This window comes from Algoriphagus sp., from assembly GCF_029254265.1.
In the GTDB taxonomy this organism is placed as follows: Bacteria; Bacteroidota; Bacteroidia; order Cytophagales; family Cyclobacteriaceae; genus Algoriphagus.
The window spans coordinates 1-18,577 of sequence record NZ_JAQWXX010000039.1; the positions used below are offsets into that span (position 1 = coordinate 1).

At 39.7% G+C, this 18,577-nt stretch carries 18 protein-coding genes; 11 read left to right on the forward strand and 7 right to left on the reverse strand.

Features of this window, described 5'->3' with window-relative positions; all coding sequences use genetic code 11:
• Window positions 1-154 precede the first annotated feature (154 nt).
• The 4 genes from P8O16_RS05110 to P8O16_RS05125 all read left to right on the forward strand — a co-directional run bounded on the left by P8O16_RS05110 (window position 155) and on the right by P8O16_RS05125 (window position 2,871).
• Complete coding sequence (locus P8O16_RS05110) at window positions 155-424, forward strand: hypothetical protein (RefSeq protein ID WP_300311546.1); 270 nt, start codon at window positions 155-157, stop codon at window positions 422-424.
• A complete protein-coding gene (locus P8O16_RS05115; RefSeq protein ID WP_300311548.1) occupies window positions 411-1,529 on the forward strand; it encodes a hypothetical protein in 1,119 nt (372 codons plus the stop codon). The genes P8O16_RS05110 and P8O16_RS05115 overlap by 14 nt, the downstream gene beginning before the upstream one ends.
• Complete coding sequence (locus tag P8O16_RS05120) at window positions 1,501-1,899, forward strand: hypothetical protein (RefSeq protein ID WP_300311549.1); 399 nt, start codon at window positions 1,501-1,503, stop codon at window positions 1,897-1,899. Before P8O16_RS05115 ends, P8O16_RS05120 begins: the two co-directional genes overlap by 29 nt.
• A 174-nt stretch (window positions 1,900-2,073) precedes the next feature.
• The gene (locus tag P8O16_RS05125) at window positions 2,074-2,871 is read left to right on the forward strand and encodes a hypothetical protein (RefSeq protein ID WP_300311550.1); all 798 of its coding nucleotides are present in this window, start codon (window positions 2,074-2,076) and stop codon (window positions 2,869-2,871) included.
• Between the two features lie 93 nt (window positions 2,872-2,964).
• Here P8O16_RS05125 and P8O16_RS05130 read toward each other — a convergent pair whose 3' ends face one another.
• From P8O16_RS05130 to P8O16_RS05140, 3 genes are all read right to left on the reverse strand, one after another.
• A complete protein-coding gene (locus tag P8O16_RS05130; protein ID WP_300311551.1) occupies window positions 2,965-3,567 on the reverse strand; it encodes a trimeric intracellular cation channel family protein in 603 nt (200 codons plus the stop codon).
• Between the two features lie 177 nt (window positions 3,568-3,744).
• Entirely contained in the window at window positions 3,745-4,359 is a 615-nt protein-coding gene (locus P8O16_RS05135; RefSeq protein WP_300311552.1) for a bifunctional 2-polyprenyl-6-hydroxyphenol methylase/3-demethylubiquinol 3-O-methyltransferase UbiG, read from the reverse strand.
• Entirely contained in the window at window positions 4,346-5,248 is a 903-nt protein-coding gene (locus P8O16_RS05140; RefSeq protein ID WP_300311553.1) for a patatin-like phospholipase family protein, read from the reverse strand. Before P8O16_RS05140 ends, P8O16_RS05135 begins: the two co-directional genes overlap by 14 nt.
• A 58-nt stretch (window positions 5,249-5,306) precedes the next feature.
• Here P8O16_RS05140 and P8O16_RS05145 point away from each other — a divergent pair, with 58 nt between their 5' ends.
• The 4 genes from P8O16_RS05145 (at window position 5,307) to P8O16_RS05160 (ending at window position 8,944) form a co-directional block, all read left to right on the forward strand.
• A complete protein-coding gene (locus P8O16_RS05145; protein ID WP_300311554.1) occupies window positions 5,307-5,729 on the forward strand; it encodes a VOC family protein in 423 nt (140 codons plus the stop codon).
• Window positions 5,730-5,740: 11 nt separating this feature from the next.
• Entirely contained in the window at window positions 5,741-6,808 is a 1,068-nt protein-coding gene (locus tag P8O16_RS05150) for an aminotransferase class I/II-fold pyridoxal phosphate-dependent enzyme (protein WP_300311555.1), read from the forward strand.
• Window positions 6,809-6,811: 3 nt separating this feature from the next.
• Window positions 6,812-8,044: a serine hydrolase gene (locus P8O16_RS05155; protein ID WP_300311556.1), complete on the forward strand. Its 1,233-nt coding sequence runs from the start codon at window positions 6,812-6,814 to the stop codon at window positions 8,042-8,044.
• Window positions 8,045-8,689: 645 nt separating this feature from the next.
• Window positions 8,690-8,944, forward strand: a complete 255-nt coding sequence (locus tag P8O16_RS05160) for a hypothetical protein (protein ID WP_300311557.1) — start codon at window positions 8,690-8,692, stop codon at window positions 8,942-8,944.
• A 268-nt stretch (window positions 8,945-9,212) separates the two neighbouring features.
• Here the strand turns inward: P8O16_RS05160 and P8O16_RS05165 are convergent, their stop codons facing one another.
• Window positions 9,213-10,646: a DASH family cryptochrome gene (locus P8O16_RS05165; RefSeq protein ID WP_300311558.1), complete on the reverse strand. Its 1,434-nt coding sequence runs from the start codon at window positions 10,644-10,646 to the stop codon at window positions 9,213-9,215.
• 310 nt (window positions 10,647-10,956) lie between these two features.
• Here P8O16_RS05165 and P8O16_RS05170 point away from each other — a divergent pair, with 310 nt between their 5' ends.
• Genes P8O16_RS05170 through P8O16_RS05180 form a run of 3 tightly spaced genes read left to right on the forward strand, consistent with a single transcriptional unit; the run spans window position 10,957 to window position 15,368 of the window.
• Entirely contained in the window at window positions 10,957-11,895 is a 939-nt protein-coding gene (locus P8O16_RS05170) for a polysaccharide deacetylase family protein (RefSeq protein WP_300311559.1), read from the forward strand.
• 8 nt (window positions 11,896-11,903) lie between these two features.
• Complete coding sequence (locus tag P8O16_RS05175) at window positions 11,904-14,303, forward strand: glycogen debranching protein (RefSeq protein ID WP_300311560.1); 2,400 nt, start codon at window positions 11,904-11,906, stop codon at window positions 14,301-14,303.
• 45 nt (window positions 14,304-14,348) lie between these two features.
• Entirely contained in the window at window positions 14,349-15,368 is a 1,020-nt protein-coding gene (locus tag P8O16_RS05180; RefSeq protein ID WP_300311561.1) for a TlpA disulfide reductase family protein, read from the forward strand.
• Here the strand turns inward: P8O16_RS05180 and P8O16_RS05185 are convergent.
• The 3 genes from P8O16_RS05185 to P8O16_RS05195 form a co-directional block, all read right to left on the reverse strand.
• The gene (locus P8O16_RS05185) at window positions 15,365-17,581 is read right to left on the reverse strand and encodes a DUF5916 domain-containing protein (RefSeq protein WP_300311562.1); all 2,217 of its coding nucleotides are present in this window, start codon (window positions 17,579-17,581) and stop codon (window positions 15,365-15,367) included. The two genes, P8O16_RS05180 and P8O16_RS05185, sit on opposite strands and share 4 nt — an antisense overlap.
• A 102-nt stretch (window positions 17,582-17,683) precedes the next feature.
• Window positions 17,684-18,109 carry a secondary thiamine-phosphate synthase enzyme YjbQ gene (locus P8O16_RS05190; protein ID WP_300311563.1) on the reverse strand — a complete coding sequence of 142 codons (426 nt, stop codon included), beginning with the start codon at window positions 18,107-18,109 and terminating at the stop codon, window positions 17,684-17,686.
• Between the two features lie 32 nt (window positions 18,110-18,141).
• On the reverse strand, window positions 18,142-18,573 hold the full coding sequence (locus P8O16_RS05195; protein WP_300311564.1) for a hypothetical protein: 432 nt from the start codon (window positions 18,571-18,573) through the stop codon (window positions 18,142-18,144).
• Window positions 18,574-18,577: the final 4 nt, after the last annotated feature.

The following is an 18,577-nucleotide window of genomic DNA, read 5'->3' on the forward strand; positions in this document are numbered from 1 at the left end:
AGAATTACCTAGACGAGTTTTGTTACAAGCTCAACAGAAGATACTTCGGTCAAAAACTCTTTGACAGACTCATCATTGCTTCGATTTAATCATACTGGCAAGATTGCGGATATACATATTATTCTTAAATTATTAACAATAAACTTTATAAATCATGAAAAAATCAAGATTAATTTTAATTCTACCAATGATGGCCATGATTGGCTTTTTTTCGCCAAAGAATGCATTCACACAAGAATCAGCAGAAGAACAAGAGACTCCTACTTGGCGACAAACCACTTGCCTTTTAGATGGATCTACTAAATGTAAAAAGACAGGCACAGGTTGTACTACCTATGCTGGATGCCCAGGACTAAAGGAGTGGATAAAAATAGGTCCTGATGTAGTAAAAACAGTAGAATCAATTGCCGATGCGGTTGACTAAGCGAGTTTATTTTTGGGGGGCAGAATCTGTTCTGCTCCTGTTTATTTTGTTTTCATGTAAACAAAATACCACAGTAACTTACGTCTCTCAAAACTATAAAGGGGAAGATTATAGGCTCGCACTAAACGATTCATCGATCATAGAAGATTGGATTTATGATGTGAAACAAAATAAACTAGCCATCTGGAATTCATCAATCTATTCTATAGACATCTATAATCTTGATAGTCGGTCATTCGAAAATCGCATTTTCCTTTCTGAAGAGGGACCTTTTGGCATTGGAAATGTTGAATCCATAGCATTTTTGGACTGTGGGATTACAGCAATAGATCCAATAAAAAAGGTAAGATTAAATATCTCCTTTGAAACAAATAAGAAAGAAATTATTAGACTGGTGAACCTCGAAAACCAAAAAACACTGGCTGATTATAATTTCAATATCGTTCATGAATTTTCGTCAAAGCCAAAAATCGATTCAAATCATTCTGTTTGGCCTATTACACCTAAAGAAGATTTTCTATCAAAGGAATATTATTCTCACGATGTACTCTTAGTCGATGATTCAAAAACGGTCGGCACCTGGCCCAATAGCTATCAAAAATACTATTATGGACTTCTAGGCGAGCCGTCCCTGTCCTATTCTGAGAAGTTGATTTTTCTCTCTTTTCCAATTGAGGAGCGTATAACCGTTTTTGACTATCAAGGAAAAGAACAAAGCGGATTTATGCTCTCTTCCTCAGAATTTCGAACATTCAGAGGAATGGACAGGCAAAACCCCGATCTTCAAAAAGAATCCAATATGACCATCACCGAAACTTGGTTTTTGAAAACTATCTATCATGAAAACAAGCTAATTAGATTTGAAAAAGAAGCCCAAGATCTCAAAGATGTAGAAGGAAAATTAAACTCAAAGCTTTTTGGGAAATGGAAGATTATATGGAAAAACCTAAGTGGAAATGATACAATTTTTACTATGGGTTTACCTGAAAAAGAATTGTTTCTCCCCATTTCTTTTCCCTATAAGAATGGTGTATTAATTAAGAAAATTAATGATGAAAATGAGGACTTTGCAGATTTTGTTTATATTAATTTGGATGCTATTTAGTTGTAGGGAAAAGCAATATCCTTATCAAGAAGCTTTACAAGACTATTTAAAATCCACTGGTATCAAGTTAAATACAAAACAAAAAGTATTGATCATTCCAAATCAAAATTGTGAAGCTTGTATCCGTGAAGTTTTGGATTTGTGTTTATCTGGAGATTGTGAGGGTGTTGATCAAGTTATTTTAACTCAAAATATTTCGGAAAATCCCATTCCAAAAAATATTTTTATCGACACATCCAATACTTTCGTTTATTATGAAACTGGAGTTTTTGAGCCCTTTTTAATTGAATTAGATCACAATAACTGGATTTCTTGGCAAAAATTAAAGGGGATAGAAAAGGAGGAAATAAGAAAAATTTTGATGGATTAGATGATGAACTTTCTCTTTAACTATATCTTTTTCTTAATTTTTGCCTTTTCACTAAATCAAGAGATCATTTACAGTTGCATTAATTGTAATCTCACAGAATGGGCTCCTTTTGGTAAATACAAAGTAGCAGTCTTTTTAAATCCTGCCGACGCCAATCGATCAAAACTCATTCTAATGAATGATCAAAACTTGGGAATCGATACAGTCTCAGGTTTTTTACAAGGATTTGAAAAAATTATAAAAACTTCTGATTCAACTTTTACAGTAGTTGGACATACTTCTCTTAAAGGGAAAATAGAAAATAATCAACTGAAATTAGACTCCGTATTTACTATCAAACACGTTGATCGGATTAAAACCATCAATTACGAGTTTCCCACCAAAGTCCTGGCAGATGGGAAAGTTGCTTGGATTGAGCTAATTAGATACCAAGGGAGGAAAAACCAAACTCAACTTTTTGAAATACAGATTTCCCTGCTTCAAGGAAGGTTTGACGGAGTGATGGCCTCAAATAGATATTATGGAGGTGAAATAGATAGAAGTCATATGTTCTTACTGTCTGGAAAATTCAAAAATAATCCACCTTTGAATCCTTTATCCAAGCCTTATCTAGGTAGCCAATCGGATCCTGTTGCTATTTTTGAACCTGGTGAGGGATATATATTTTTCAAAAGAAATTCCCAAGAATTTTACTATTTGAATAGAAAGATCAAGACTTTACCAACATCGATTTTTTTAGAATCGATGGAAATAGTAAAACCCTATATTGATTTTCAGTCCCAGAAAAAATATGTTGTAGTAAAACCAAAAAATGAACTCAACTACCAGCTTTGGGAGGTAGAAAGCTTTACAGTAGAAAAATGGAAAGTCATCGGAAAAATTAATCAGATGCCTTATTTAATTGAAGGAGGAAAGCTTTTTTATAAAAAAGAAACCGCATTAGGTTTTACCATTTTAACTGAAATGCTCTAGTCAATTCTGGCACAGGTCATAAATCTATTGGGACATTACTTTTCATCAGCCACCCGAGTTATTGAAAATTAATATTTTCTCTTTTCAAATTTCCTATCCCAATCTCGGCAAACTCAGCTTATACTTCATCGAAATCAGACGGATACTGATCACCAGAGACATGGAGATCAATAGGTTGTAATCCCGAGGAACGCCATAGTGATTCAGCAGCAAGTAGAGAATCGCTCCAGCTAAGCAAGCAGATGCATAGACTTCTTTTCGGAAAAGAACTGGGATTTCATTGGTCAACGTATCCCGTATCACTCCGCCCATCACTGCAGAAAACATCCCCATAATCGCAGCAATCTCTGGTCGCACGCCCAAACTCAATGCCTTTTCCACACCCAAAACGGTAAAAAAACCTATCCCAAGGGTGTCAAACAAAAAGAAGGTTTTCCGAAGGCGGCTCAAAAATTTAGGAAAAATAAATGCTGCTAAAACTCCGGCAAGAATTGCATATAAAAACCAAATATCTCCAATCCATACCAGTGGATAGCTATCCAACAAAATATCCCGAAGTGTACCTCCACCGATTGCGGTGATAAAACCCGTGAATCCGGCCCCAAACAAATCATGCTCTCGCTCCCGAATGGCCAAAGCACCCGAGATCGCAAAGACGAAGGTTCCGGTCAATTCAAGTGCGTATTGTAATTCCATGGATTTAAATTTATCTAATGCTTCATTATTTGATCGATAACTAATCTTTAGTCATCTCGACCAAGGGGAGAGATCTCTTCGATATTAATTGAGATTTCTCCTTCCGCTCGCTTCAGTCGAAATGACTCTATCCTCAATTTGTGCAGATTATTTGCCCCTTTTTTGGAGTAAAACAAACTATTCTTTCTCCAATACAAAAACCCCCATTTCCCGTTGTCCTAAAACCAAAACCGTTTTGGGTGCTTCCAAAAATTGAAATCCCATTTTGAGAATTTTATCCAGATGCTTTTGCTGTAAAACAAAACGCTCCGAACCATCCGGCAACAAATATCTCCCACCTCCCAATTCAGTACTCTTCTCCAATATCCCTCCAAATCCTGTACACATCCGAAACCAGAGTATTCCTCCCGGCTTTAAAACCCGAAGCATTTCATTCATCATTTGCCAGAAATTTTCCTCATCATTTGCAAAATGCAAAACCGCTGAACAGATCACTGCATCGAAAGCATCTTTATGAAAAGGGATTTCTTCCATCGTTCCAACCTGAAAGCGATGGGAATCATAGTTTGGCTGCAAGCTTTTTGCTACAAATCGCAGGTATTGGATCGCCAATTCCTCCTGGTCAAAACCAAATATCTGATATCCTGCATTGAGAAAGTAAACGGCATTTCTACCTTCCCCACAGCCTGCATCCAGAATCTTCATCTCCTTGGAAAAGCGAGCTTTTAAAATCTGATCCAGAAGATAGATGTCAATATTTCCAAGCAATCGATTCAGTTCACTGGGCTGCATTTTCGAGTTTATTTAAGGCTTCAGTCATTTTTATTCTTCCGATTTCTACCAATTCCGCAGCTCGATAGAACTCCATCGTGCTTGCCTGCTTTTTGCTGATTTCAATTAAAATATCAGTAGGATACTTTTCCAAAGTGAGGTAAGAAACCCGATCATGAAGCAATTCCATGGAACGGTTGAGCAGGTCGAGTGAGCCCAAACTTTTATTTTTGGGAGATTTATGCTCAGTTTCGAAGTAGCTAGTCATTTTCTTCTGATAGTCTTTCATCCAGCCTGGCATTTTGATCAGGCTTTTTCCATCATGAGCTTTTTTAGGAGGATTCAGATAGCTACCGCCAAGTGCATTCAGATTGACTGCGATCACCAGATTCTCTTTGGAATTTTTCAAGAGATCCATAGGAAGTGGATTCAGGACACCTCCATCGATGTATTCCTTGAAGTCAATCACGGCAGGCTGTACCAGGGTAGGAATACTGGATGATGCCCGAATAGCAGCGAACAAGCTTCCTGATTCGAACACCTTTTCCGTTCCTTCCAAATAATTCACTGCATTGCAGCAGAATGGAAAATCCAATTCTTCGATCAGGCATTCACCGACGATTTTTTTTAACTCTGAAAAAACCTTATCTCCCTTGATGAATCCTCGGCTGGAAAATGAAAAGTCCATCAAACCAAAAACGTCCACACGGCCTAGATCACAGATCCAATCTTTGAAATCAGCAAGGTTTCCTTTTGCATAAATTCCTCCGACAAGCGCACCCACCGAACTCCCCGCAATTTCCTTAATGCTATATCCCCGCTCCTCCAATACTTCGATCACGCCGATATGTGCCATCCCTCTGGCGCCACCACTGCCCAATACCAGTGAAACAGATTTGTTTGGATTCATTTTTTGATGATTTTAATCCTAAATTTGGTTGCATAAAAATACCCACTAATTTAGCAATATGAGCCAATTTAAACCTTTTCACCTAGCTTTCCCTATTCGGGACATCGAAGAGACACGAGCTTTCTACGGAGATCTGTTAGGTTGCGACATCGGCCGAAGTACCGATAAATGGATCGATTTCAATTTCTTCGGTCATCAACTTTCAGCCCATGTGAAGCCAGATGAATTGGCTCAGGCAAAGACCAATGCGGTAGACGGAAAAAACGTACCCGTCCGACACTTTGGAGCGATCTTGCCTTGGGAAGAATGGCATGATTTGGCGGATAAATTAAAGGCGCATGGGATCGAATTCGTGATCGAACCTTACATCCGATTCAAGGGTGAAGTAGGTGAGCAAGCAACTATGTTCTTTTTGGATCCTTGCGGAAATGCATTGGAATTCAAATCATTCCAAGATCCTACACAGATTTTTGCCAAGTAAAACCAAGCATCTTGAACATCTTCAATCTGGAGCAAAAAATTGATCGGATCATCGATCACCAAGGAAAGCAATACCGTTATTTCAGCGGTACGGCTTACTTGGGGATGGGGATCGTTCCAGAGTTTCAGGAAAAGGTGATCGAAGGTCTTAAGAAATATGGCTTGAATCATGGGCAAAGCCGTGGCAATAATGTCCGACTGAAAGTCTATGATAAGTTTGAGGAATTTTTTGCAAAAAATGCAGAATCCGAAGCCGCAATAGTAATGAGTTCGGGCTATCTGGCTGGTACCGCTGCGCTAAGATTCCTACAAAATGAGGCCAATACGATTTGGGTCGCTCCGGATACGCATCCGGCGATTTTGCCCCAGGAATTAACTCCGGATCCAAAGCAAAGCTTCGAGTCTTGGAAAGCGGAATGTTTGGAAAAAAGTGAAAAACTAATTCCTCAAAAAATCTTGATTTTGGGCAATGCAGTTGACCCGCTCCACTCCGAAATTCATGACTACGATTGGCTTCAACCCATCGGAGAAAAACATGAGCTTTCTGTTTTGATCGATGATAGCCATGCTTTTGGCGTTATTGGAAAAAGAATTTTTGGAACGTATTCCAACTTAAAAAATCTTCCTGCAAAAGTGCTTGTTTCGGGATCAATCGGAAAAGGGCTGGGGCTACCAGCTGGAATAATTCTCTGTGATATGGCGACCAAAAAAGAGATTTTACAACTCCCTATTTACGGCGGAGCTTCACCTTGCCCCCCTGGATATTTAAAGGCATTTCTTGAAAGTCAGGACTTGTACCTTCAACAAAAAGAGAAGTTATCCACCAATCTGAGTTATTTCCAAAAGCAAATTTCTCATCTCACGGAGATCAAAGGTTCTTCGGAATATCCCGTTTTCAACTACTCGGAAAATACTTGGGTAGAAAAATTAGAACAAGGAGGAATCATTACTTCTTCATTTCCATACCCAACGAGCAAAGATCCTAGGCTAAATCGGATAGTCATTTCGGGCTTTCATTTGAAAGAGGACTTGGATCTTTTAGCTGGAAAGCTAATTGAGTTATCAACCACAAAATTCTAAATCATGCGTATTCTTGTTTCTTTCGCACTTCTAGCTTTGTTGTTTTCGGCTTGTCAGCCAACCGAAAAAGCTCCATTTAAAGATGGTTTGGAAGATTTTCCAATCTTAAAAGAGGTTTTGGAAAATAAAGAGAAATATCAAGTTCAGATTCTTTACACCCGTATTGAGCGAAATGAACACGGGAATCCACTGATGACGGATTATGCCTTCAACTTAGATGATGAGAAATACTTCTATCCTGCGAGTACAGTGAAATTGCCCGTGGCGATCTTAGCTTTGGAGTGGCTGGAAGAGCAAAATATTCCGGGTTTGGATGAAAATACGATTATGCTCACCGATTCCATTCATCCCTCACAAGTTCCCGCTTTGGTGGATAACTCAGCGATTGATTCCCTTCCGAGCATCGGGCAATACATCAAAAAAATCCTGTTGGTATCCGATAATGATGCCTACAATAGACTATATGAATTGCTAGGTCAGGACTATATCAATCAGAAACTAGCTGACAAAGGAATGAACCATACGATCATCAATCATCGCCTGAGCTTTGCAGCAAGTCCTGAAGAAAACCGGATGTTTAACCCCATTCGATTTGTGGATAAGTCCGGGAATCTAATTCATGAAATTCCTTCAAGACAAACCGAAGTGATTTATTCCAATGCTGAAAAACCGGTGATCGGGCGAGCTTATTACAGTGGAGATTCCCTGATTGAACATGGAATGGAGTTTACTTTCAAAAACAAGTTTGCGATTTCTGATCTACATGGAGTGGTTCAACGAATCATATTTCCCATGGCTTTTCCTGATGCAGAGCGATTTAATCTTTCAGAAGATCATCGAAATTTGATCTTGAAGTATATGAGTATGCTTCCTAAGGAAAGTGATTATCCGAGTTATCCACAATCAGAATATTGGGATTCCTATTCGAAGTTTTACAAGGATGGAATGAATAAAGCCCCAATTCCCTCCAATTTCAGGCTTTTCAATAAAACCGGTGAAGCCTATGGTCACCTGCTTGATGCTAGTTACTATGTTGATTTTGAAACAGGCGTAGAATTTTTTGTGACTGCAGTAATCTATGTCAATGCCGACGAAACACTCAATGATGATGCCTATGAATACGATGAAATCGGATTTCCATTTTTTGCAGAATTGGGAGAATACCTCTATGGGTTAGAGCTCGCTCGGGAAAAAATGATCCCAGCAGATTTGAAAGAATTTGAGTTTAGTTATTAGATTTATCTGATTATCTGAAATGATGCCAGCGACCTCCTTTTCTTTGCTTATCTGGCTGGAAGACCGATGACGGGTGACCGAAGTACCATCAATGCTAGTGTTTACCATATATAAAGTCGCTTTTCATTTCCCCTTTTACTGATGCAATTTCAGATATGCATATTGATTTAAATTGCTTTCCAAATCAAATTTAGACAAATGAAACTTGTTGAACCTAAACTCTTTTTGAAGACCTTTTGGTGGTCCATCCTTTTATACGGTATTATATCGGTGATTCTGTCAGATGGATATGTAGGATTAAAGCAGGGATTTGATTGGTGTTTTATTGTTGAGCCACGGTCCTACTTCAAACTTATATTTAATATCATCTACTGGTCAGCGTTTTCTTATTTTATTTTATGGCGGTTAGATCCAGATTTTAGAAAAAAAAAGGCGGAAAAATTTGAGAAGAATAATTGATGTTCTTTGCCTATGTGAGTGTCTCCACTCACTTTTTTTAACTAAAAATAAATCGTTTGAGCCTCCGAACCGCGGCCAAACTTTTTTTGCAGAATTGGGAGAATACCTTTATGGGTTAGAGCTCGCTCGGGAAAAAATGATCCCAGCAGATTTGAAAGAATTTGAATTTAGTTATTAGATTTAAAAATGAAGCTTTTTAAAGTCTATCTCAAAAAGGATTGGTGGTGGCCACTGATTTACGCGATTCCCATGGTTTTTATGAATGAAGGATATGTTTACCCAGAATTACGATTTGAGTTTGATTTCTTATCCGAGCCATGGACCTATTATAGTTTTATTTTTCACTACACCTTCTGGAGTATCGGATGGTTCTTTCTTTTTTGGAAACCGAATTACCTGCATCAAAAAAAGAAAACTGAGGAGAAAACTTTGCAAAAGTAAGTTTTTCCGCTCCTTTAGTTTCCCTTACCATTTGTCATTCTGAAAAAGTTTGACAAAAAAATGACCCGCTCCTTAGACAGAAACGGAGGCTAGGGTTTTAATTGGTCTTTGGTTCCTCCGAGTAAATCTCTGCGAAAACCTTGGCGTCCTTCGTGGTTAAAAATTCTATTTGTGAACTTTGAGGGTAAAGAAACCTTTGTGTCCCCAGCGTAAACCTTTGTGAGCTTTGCGGTTAAAAAAGAAAGCTTTGCTGTTAAAGAAAAAACTATTAAACCCACTTCTCCATCTCCACCATAGCATGTGGATAAGTCTTTCCAAATTCGATATTTAACTCCTTAAGTTTGGATGTGGATAACTCATATGGCTGATGAATATCAAAGCCTTTAATAGCGCTTAATTCTGGGAGCCACATTCGGACATAGTCCCCGTTTTTGTCATAGTTTTTCCCTTGGCGAAGAATGTTGAAGTAGCGGTTTTCTCGAGGGTCATTTCCCACTCCAGCTACATACATCCAATTTCCCCAGTTGGAGCAGACATCATAGTCAATAAGCTTACTCTCAAAATAACTCGCCCCCCAGGTCCAATCGATTCCCAGATCATTGACTAGAAAGCTTGCAACATTTTGACGGCCTCTGTTTGACATGAAACCCGTACGATTCAATTCCCGCATATTGGCATCAACAAATGGGACTCCTGTCTTCCCCTCACACCAGCGCTGAAAATCTGCGCTATCCCTACGCCAGGAGTCCATTTGATTTTTGATACCGGAAATTTGAAAAATATGATCTCCGTGCTTCTTAGAGATCAATCGGAAATAATCTCTCCAAATCAGCTCGAAGATCAGCCAATAAGTGCTGTCATTCTTTTTTCGCTCTTTTTCATAGCGCTTTACTTCGTAATAAATCGTCCTTGGAGAGATACATCCCAAGGCCAACCAAGCTGAAAAACGCGAACTAAATTCCGTCCCAATTAACCCATTCCGGGTCTGTTTATAATTTTGTAATAAGTCTTTTTCCCAAAAATAGGATTGGATTCGCCGCATTCCAGGTCGTTCTCCACCATCAAAACCTAACACCAAACTTGACGCTGGCATCGACTCCTCCAATCCGTATTGATTCAATTTTGGAATTTCTCCAGAGCTAAATATGACCTCTGTTCCGGGATAATTTATGGAAATAGGGTTAGGGTATTCTGCCCTTACTTCCGACATTTTTTCCGCTGACTTTCTGAATTGTGTAAAAACTTCAGGTAATTGATTGACAGGAAACGGCAGATCATCCAAATGGTAAAGTGTACTCTGCCAGAAGCTCTCGGTGGCAATTCCTTTTGCGTATGCGTTAGTTTCTAGAAAGTTATCCACATGCCGTTCTTCAGAAGTGACTTCCTCTGAAAAATAAATCGCCTGTGCCTCATACTTTTCTGCCAGTTTGATTAATTCCTCTTCTGGTTTTCCCTGAAGGACTATCAAATCTGCTCCGAGTTCACGGAGCGTATCACGCAAGTCTGCCACCGCTTCAATCAGAAACTTCGCCCGGTAATATCCGGTCTTCGGGATACCGAGTTCAGTTTTTTCAAACATCCTCGGATCAAAGCAATAAACGGGTAAAATCTCTTTTCCACTTTGAACAGCCTTGGTAAGAGTAACATTATCTTTTACCCTTAAGTCATTCCGAAACCAAACGATTACCCTATTAAATTTCATACTTGTTCAACAGGCTGTTTAATACAAGTGTTTTGAACCCGCAAAAAATTAATTTCCTTTGAAATTGGCTATTTTGAGTCTTCAAAACTGATAATCATGAAATCTAGCATGTCTAAAAATTCGCACACTTGGATAATTATGCTGGATGCGAGATTCTCCCGATCCCGATAAAAATCGGGACGGGACAGGCTATGTGGCCTTTAAAAAACAAATTATAATCATATGAAATGCCCATGAGAAGGAACTTCTCACACAAGGGATAATTATCTATGGCATTCCATGTGACCATTAAAAATCAAAATATAAACACATGAAAAAGATATCTTTCGTTCTCCTTGTCTTGGCTTTCATCCCTGATCTTGCCTTTTCACAAAATCTGGCAGAAAAGCTCGGGTACCCAAAAGATGCTAAGCTTCTAATCATTCATGGAGATGATGTGGGCGTCTCGCATTCACAGACCAAAGCGACTTTTGATGCGATGAAAAAAGGGCTGGTAACCTCCACAAGCATGATGGTGCCTACCGGGTGGTCTGCTGAAGTGGGGAAAATGGCGAAGGAAATGCCAAATGCAGATATCGGAATTCATATTACGCTGACAAACGAATGGCTGAATTTCAATTGGGGACCGGAGGCAGGCAAGACCGCTGTACCTGGCTTGGCAGATGAAAAAGGGCATATGTATCCCGATTGTGCGCAAGTCGCAGCAAATGCAAGTCCCGAAGAAGTGGAAAAAGAAATCCGTGCACAGATCAAAGCTGCTAATCAAATGGGAATCACTCCTACACATTTAGACTCTCATATGGGCTGTGTTTTCTATGGAAGATTAGAATATTTGGTGAGTTACTTGAAAATCGCGCAAGAGCTCAAAATTCCTGCTATGATCAATACCCAACTTATGGAAGGACTGATAAAGCCAAATGCAAAATTATTTGACGGAATTGACTTGGAAAAAATTCCAGTAATCGATCAAATCATCATGGCCAATCCGGAAGATTATCTGGCTGGAATGGACGCATTTTATACCATGTCTCTCAATGAACTTCCACCTGGAGTTCATGTGATGCTGATTCATCTTGCATTTGATGATGAAGAAATGAACGCTGTGACAAAAGATCATGACACGTATCACGCTCCATGGAGACAGGTAGATTACGATTTTTTCACTAGCGAGAGAGCCAAAGCTTTGATCGAAAAAAACAATATCAAATTGATCACTTGGCGAGAAATCGGCCAAGTCCTAAACAAGTAAAATCAAAAATGTACAAGTACCCTCTTTTTCTTCTTTTTATCGCCTTTTCATGTAGTGGCCCAAAAACTCCACAAGATCAACTGGATGAAAGCCTCGTGGAACTTCCAAGTCTAACCGGAAAATCAACCTATCTAGGCAGCCCTTTTACCGCTGCAGGGGATCGGCTTTACCTGATCGGAAATCAGGATGGTACTTTTCCGGATATGGGTTGGCATGTAGAAGGGGAAATGGGAGGAATCTGGATGCATCCGATCAAATTGATGGATGGATTTACGGCTTCAATTAGCTCTGGGGAAACAAGCATTTGTTTGGACAAAGGCAAGTCCTTCACCAATTACTCCATTGCCAACACTATTGAATTTGAGACAAGCAACTTGGGATTGGAGGTGAGTCGATTACATTTTGTGCCGGATGGAAAACCTGGAATGGTCATTTTGTTCCAAATAAAGAATGTGGATAAGTCGGAGAAATCTATTCAGTTCCAATTTAATGCCTATGTGGATTTGATGCCTGTTTGGCTGGGTGAGCGCACTGGGATGATGGATAGCACAGATGTGATTTCCTTTGATGAGCAGACTGGGATTTTTACTGGAAATGACCAAGGGAATGATTGGTACACAATCTGGGGAAGTAGCTCCGAATTCCCATTTAGTCCAGCTGAAATCAGCTGTGAGATGAGCCCAAAAGGGAATGGTGCTGCTGCTGGTGCCGCCATTGATTTGATCATACCGGCTGGAGCGTCTCTCAATATTCCCATTTTTGTTTCAGGCTCTGATGAGAATAATCTAGCAGCTCTAGAGACCTTTGCAGATTTGAAGTCTAACTATGTAGATGATTGGTTTGCCAAAAAGTCTCGATTTGAGATGCTGAAGCAAACTGCCGAGATCCAAATTCCTGATTCAGAACTTCAGCAAGCTTATGAGTGGATCAAATACAATACGGACTGGTTGATTCGTGATGTACCGGGAATCGGCCGAGGTTTTGGAGCAGGATTGCAAGATTATCCCTGGTGGTTTGGGGTGGATAGCGAATATACCATTCAAGGTTTAATCAATACAGGACGGAAAGACTTGGTTTATTCTACAATAGAATTGATTCATTCTCTATCAGAAAAAGAGAATGGAAATGGGCGAATCGTCCATGAAGTCAGCACCAATGGAGCAGTATTCAATCCCGGAAATATCAATGAAACACCACAATGGGCATCGATGCTTTGGGAAGTTTATCGCTGGACTGGAGACCGGGAGTTTTTGGAACGTTATTTTCCCAGTGTGGAAAAAGGACTGGAATGGCTGCTTCAGGAAAACGATAAAGACGGAAACCTACTTGCAGATGGATATGGCATGATGGAGATTCATGGGCTGGAATCAGAGATGATCGATGTGGCTGCTTACAGTCAAAAAGCCTTTGCGGATGCTGCTAAAATGGCTGAAATTCTTGGGAAAACAGATCTTTCAGAAAGTTATCAACAAACAGCTGATGCGCTGGCTGAAAAAATAAATCGAGATTTTTGGGTGCCGGAATTTGGTTCCTATGCTGATTTTATTGGGACAGCCGAAGAGGCATTGCATCTGATAGACGGGGCGATTATCCGTGCAGATACCTTGAGTAAGCCTTGGGCAGTGGAAGAATTGAAAACTACAAAAGCAAAGTTATCCACACTTCCTAAAGATCAGAAACAGGGGTTTGTGCTTTATCATAATTGGGTTGTAAACACGCCGATGGAAACTGGAATAGCCGATCCGGAAAAGGCAAAAATAGCTTTGGCAACAGGCCGAAAATATACCAATCCTTTTGGAGTCTTTGTCACCGGAATCGATCGGGATGAGCAGGCGGAATCTGAGGATGGCACTTTTGAAGGAAGTAAAATTTTCTCTTACACAGGTGCTGTGATGACTTTGCCGACAGGCGTACAAGCCATTGGAGAAAATAACTATGGAAATCCAGATGCGGCTTTAGATTACCTCAAGCGGATGACTCGAAGTTTTGGTTTTGCGCTTCCCGGCTCGATCTACGAAGTTTCTCCGGATTATGGGATGTTTACCCAGGCTTGGAATATGTATAGTTTCGCTGTTCCGATCATTACGCAGTTTTTCGGAATTCAGCCAGACGCCGGAAATCGGGTGATTTACATTCGCCCACAAATGCCATCGGATTGGGAAAATGCCGGCATCCAAAAAGTGATCATTGGGGATAATGTGATCTCGTTACGCTACGAAAAGTCTGGGGATCAGCTGGCGATAGAAGTAGAACAAAGTGAGAAGAAATGGGGAGTTTCAATTGAGATTCCAGAAGCCTATTCCAAGGTAAAAGTCTTGGGAAAAGAAGTCAGCTCGGATACGAAAGATGGTTTTAGAAGGATATTGATGACGGGTGCGAAAATGCGGGTGGAGGCTTCTAAAAACTAAACCCTCATTCCAATTTTCCCGTGAAAAAGGGAAAATCGTTATGTTATGCAAAAATTAGTCTTGTTGTTTTTTGCCTTTTTCCTCAGTTTTCAAGCAAATTATGCTCAAGAAACCAAAGTAAAAATCAAACAGGAAGGAACTCTTCCGAAAAATGAATTTATCCAGACAAATTTTGCTGGACAAGGATACCAGAGTTCCGAAAGTATGGAAGGAGTACTTTCAGCAGAATTATCCAGTCCCAAGCAAATCTCATTCTTACATTTAAAAAACAATGGGAAAATTCTTGGTGAACGCTCATTTTGGGTTGGTGAGGGTAGCTATTCATTTTGGGTTGGTGAGGGTAGCTATTCAATAACTGGCAATGTGACTGACCTGTCTTCCTGGAGCATTGATCCAATTCATTCTTACACCAAAATTTCAGAGCAAATAAAACTGTCGGAAGGCTCTGTTCAAAAGGAATTAATCCTAGAAAATCTGGACAAGGAAGTCGGGGTCAAGTGGCTCGTTTCGAAATCAGATTTGTTTTCTCAAGAAGAGCTCGCTACCGCTATTGCTTCCATTCCATCGGAATTACAAGAACTAAATTTTCTAAAAAGATTTCAAGCTGATCTGTTACTAACAGAATCTTGGGAACCTGTAGAAGGAGGATTAAGCCGTGATTTTAAACTTGAAAGCAGAGAAGGAAAAGAAATAGCCTTTTCGGATTACGATGGAAAATATCGGCTTTTGGAGTTTTCTTTTACCGGATGCAAACCATGCATTGAAGCACTTCCTGAAATCAAAGAAATTCATGAACGATTCGGGGATGAGCTTTCGGTAATCAGTATCTGGGATGATCGCTCAAAAGACACTTGGCTGAATACGGCAAAAAATCATAAAGAAATTATTACTTGGACAGATTTGTGGGATGAGGCAGGTTATGTGACGAAACTTTATCAAGTAAATGTCTGGCCAACATATATTTTAATTTCACCAGATGGTACCATAGAACAAATCTGGAATAGCTATTTCAAAGGAAAAATCCTCCGAAAAATGGAGAATCTTTTTGGCTCCCCAAATCCTTAAATATTCAACCAATAATTCAACTTAAGTACTAGGCTACGTTGCTTTGGTATAAAGTCTCCCGGGAAATAGTTGTCTGTGTAGACCAAGAAGAAGTCTGAAACTGGCGCAAATCTCCACTGCAGACGGGTATTAATATTCAAATTATCAATCTGATTATTGTACTGGATAAAGGTAGTCCAGAAAAGACTCTTGGTGAACGTTAGATCAATTCGAGGTCCGATCAAAAATAAATCTGCATCATTCTGAGGTTCCGGAAGCTCAATTTTATTGTAACTGAAGTTCATCGAAATATTCGCAGTATATCCCATTCGAAGACCCATTTCTCCCCTAAAGGTTGCGATCGATCCAGTAAAATAATCCCCAAACTCTGACCGAAGGTTTACATTAAATGCTTTACGAGGGTTGCTTTGAAACTGAAACTCTACTGTATTATTGTAATAACCAGTGCCAGCAGGGAGAGGCTCCCCACCAGTTCGAGTCGGATCAAAATCATTGAACAAATAGATATATCTATTCTTCTGGGTCAAAGTAAATTGAGCCAAAGATTGGAATCTCACTTCATAGCCAACATTAAAATCCCGATCAGTGGTTCCTAGGGTTTCATTCCAGCGAAGTTCGTATTCTATTTTTGGACCATGACGATTAATAATCCGTGATTGAGGGAAGAAGCTGTAAGAGATATCTGGATTGAAGCGCTTGTAATCTACCCTCGGCACAAAGCCTACTACAGGATTATAGCTTTCTCCGATATCTAAATAGCTGATGCTCCAGCGCCAATGAAGGTCATTATAGAGTACGTATGCATTGAACGTACCTGGTTTTTTTCCTATATCCTTTTCAAAGGTTCGGTGATAAAATGCCTTTCCTGTCCATTTATTGTCTGCTGAAGCCAAGTTGTATTCCAATCCCAACAAACGATTATAAGCCGTCGGGTCAAATAAACTTTGGTACTCATCCAAAGCTAAGGATTCACGATCGACGAAGATCATCCCGATGTTTGATCTATTGAAAACCTTCTTTTGTAAGGCCAGAACGCTGAAGTTTTTTCCTGAAATCCCAGCTTCATCGTCGGTTGCAGTTTGCATATTCATCATGCCGACACGCCAATCGTCGGTGACTTTTCCTGAAAGTCTAGCACCATAAATTATCCTATTTTGGATATTCTGACCTGTATTTTCATCACGATCTACCCCAATTCTTCTCGAAAAAAACGGTCTAGCCAATGGGTGTCCAAAGCTTGCAAACAAATCTCCATTTTCTAGGAAGAATTGCCGACGCTCAGGAAAGAAAATCTCGAAACGGTCCAGATTGGTCACCTGTTCATCGACCTCTACCTGAGAAAAATCCGGATTGATCGTCAAATCCAAATTCAACGCTGGCCCGATTCCAATTTTTGCATCACCACCTACTGCTGGAGTGGGTTTTTCAGAAGTGCCTTCTATGAAGTTTTTTGATGTTCTACCAGCGATGTAAGGGATCAACGAAATATTTGCTGAGTTCTTTTTTAAAGGTTCTTCGAAAATAAGCTTTCGTGAAAACGCTAAGGATATAATGGAAAAATTTCGTGGAATTGGCGCCCAAGTACTTCGCTCTGGCAAATGACTATCAATTCTGTAAAAATTCACATTCCAGTTTTGTGCGCCATCCTGAAATCGAATGGTAGAAAGCGGAATGATTGCCTCTACTACCCAGCGATCTTCAAGGATAGTCGCTTCAGCAAACCACTTATTATCCCAAGCCAAGCTTAGATCTTCCGACCGAGATCCTCCATTTGAAAGCAGGCCTTCCCGCTGCACACCATAGGGATTTACTCCAAACTGAAATGCATTAGTCTTATCATTAAAGGTATCAAATACAAAGGTTACCCCATCATTAGCCTCTCCTCGATAATCTCTACGCAAAGAGGTGGAAATGTATTTCCGATCCTCATTGTTTTCCATGATCGCAGCCAAATAGATATTGTTATCATCAAATGCGACTTTTACTCTTGTATTTATCTGGGCTCTGGAAGTATCAGAGGGAAAGTATTGCATAAAATCCCCATTCCAACCTTCGGCATCCATCCAAATCGCTTCGTCCAGTACCCCATCCAATTTGATTGGCTCTTTTAATTTAAATGCGAATGCGTTGCCCTGATCGGGTAATGCTTCTTTTTGGGCAAAAGCCGACTGGAAAAAAATTGACAGAAATAACGTATAAAATAAGCTTTTCATAGGTTGGGGGTAGCACACAAAGTTATTCCCATAACCTACCTATCCATTCGCTTTTATATTAATGGTAAAATCTGCTGATAATCTTCACAATAGAACGATTCATCAACAGCCAAACGCAGTTAATATCAGGTTTCTACCACTTGCCCGACGCCGAAATTCACAAAGGTAAATTCCCTGCCAAATTCCAAGATTGAGTTTTCCACCTGTAATGGGAATTTGGAGACTACTATCAAAAAAACTGGCTTTAATGTGCGCAGGCATATCATCCGGACCTTCATAGGTGTGGATAAACCGTGGATAAGATTCCGGAATTAATTCATTTACAAAGGTTTGAAAGTCTTTCCGAACGGTCGGATCAGCATTTTCATTAATTGTAAGTGCTGCAGAAGTGTGCTGAATAAAAATCTGGAGAAATCCGATTTGGATAGTTTTGATTTCGGGAATGGCATTCTCCACATGTTCGGTGATCAAATGATAGCCAGCAGGGAAAGGAGCAAGCGTGAGATTTCTTTGAAAAAAATGGGTCATCCTTCAAAGTTAATAACTAAAAAGAAACAGGCTCAATTCAAATTATTAGGATTGTAAATCGCTTTGAAAAAGTGAGTAGGACCATCACAGGCTTGCCAAGTGCCTGCCAATTCGTTGTTTCCCAAATTATTCAGGTATTCTTCACCACGAAAACAGCTATGTATAAGGTTGCTATCCTGGTCCTCAAAAGTCAATACAATTCCTTCAAAATCAGCTATCTCAGGGTCTTTAAAAGTTCCTTTAGCAGTTTGGTCTCCTACTCGCTTTAGGAATGTCCCATCGTCATTGAACTGATAATAATAAAGCGAATCGGAAACTGGAATAAAGTCCATATTAGGAGCCCAAGAAGGCTGAATGCCTACCAGAAAATATTGTAGCGAACTCTGCGTAATTGGATCTTCACTTTCTTTGCAAGAAAAAATTCCTAGACCTAGGACTAAAGCAAATACGAGTTTCATTTTCATAGTT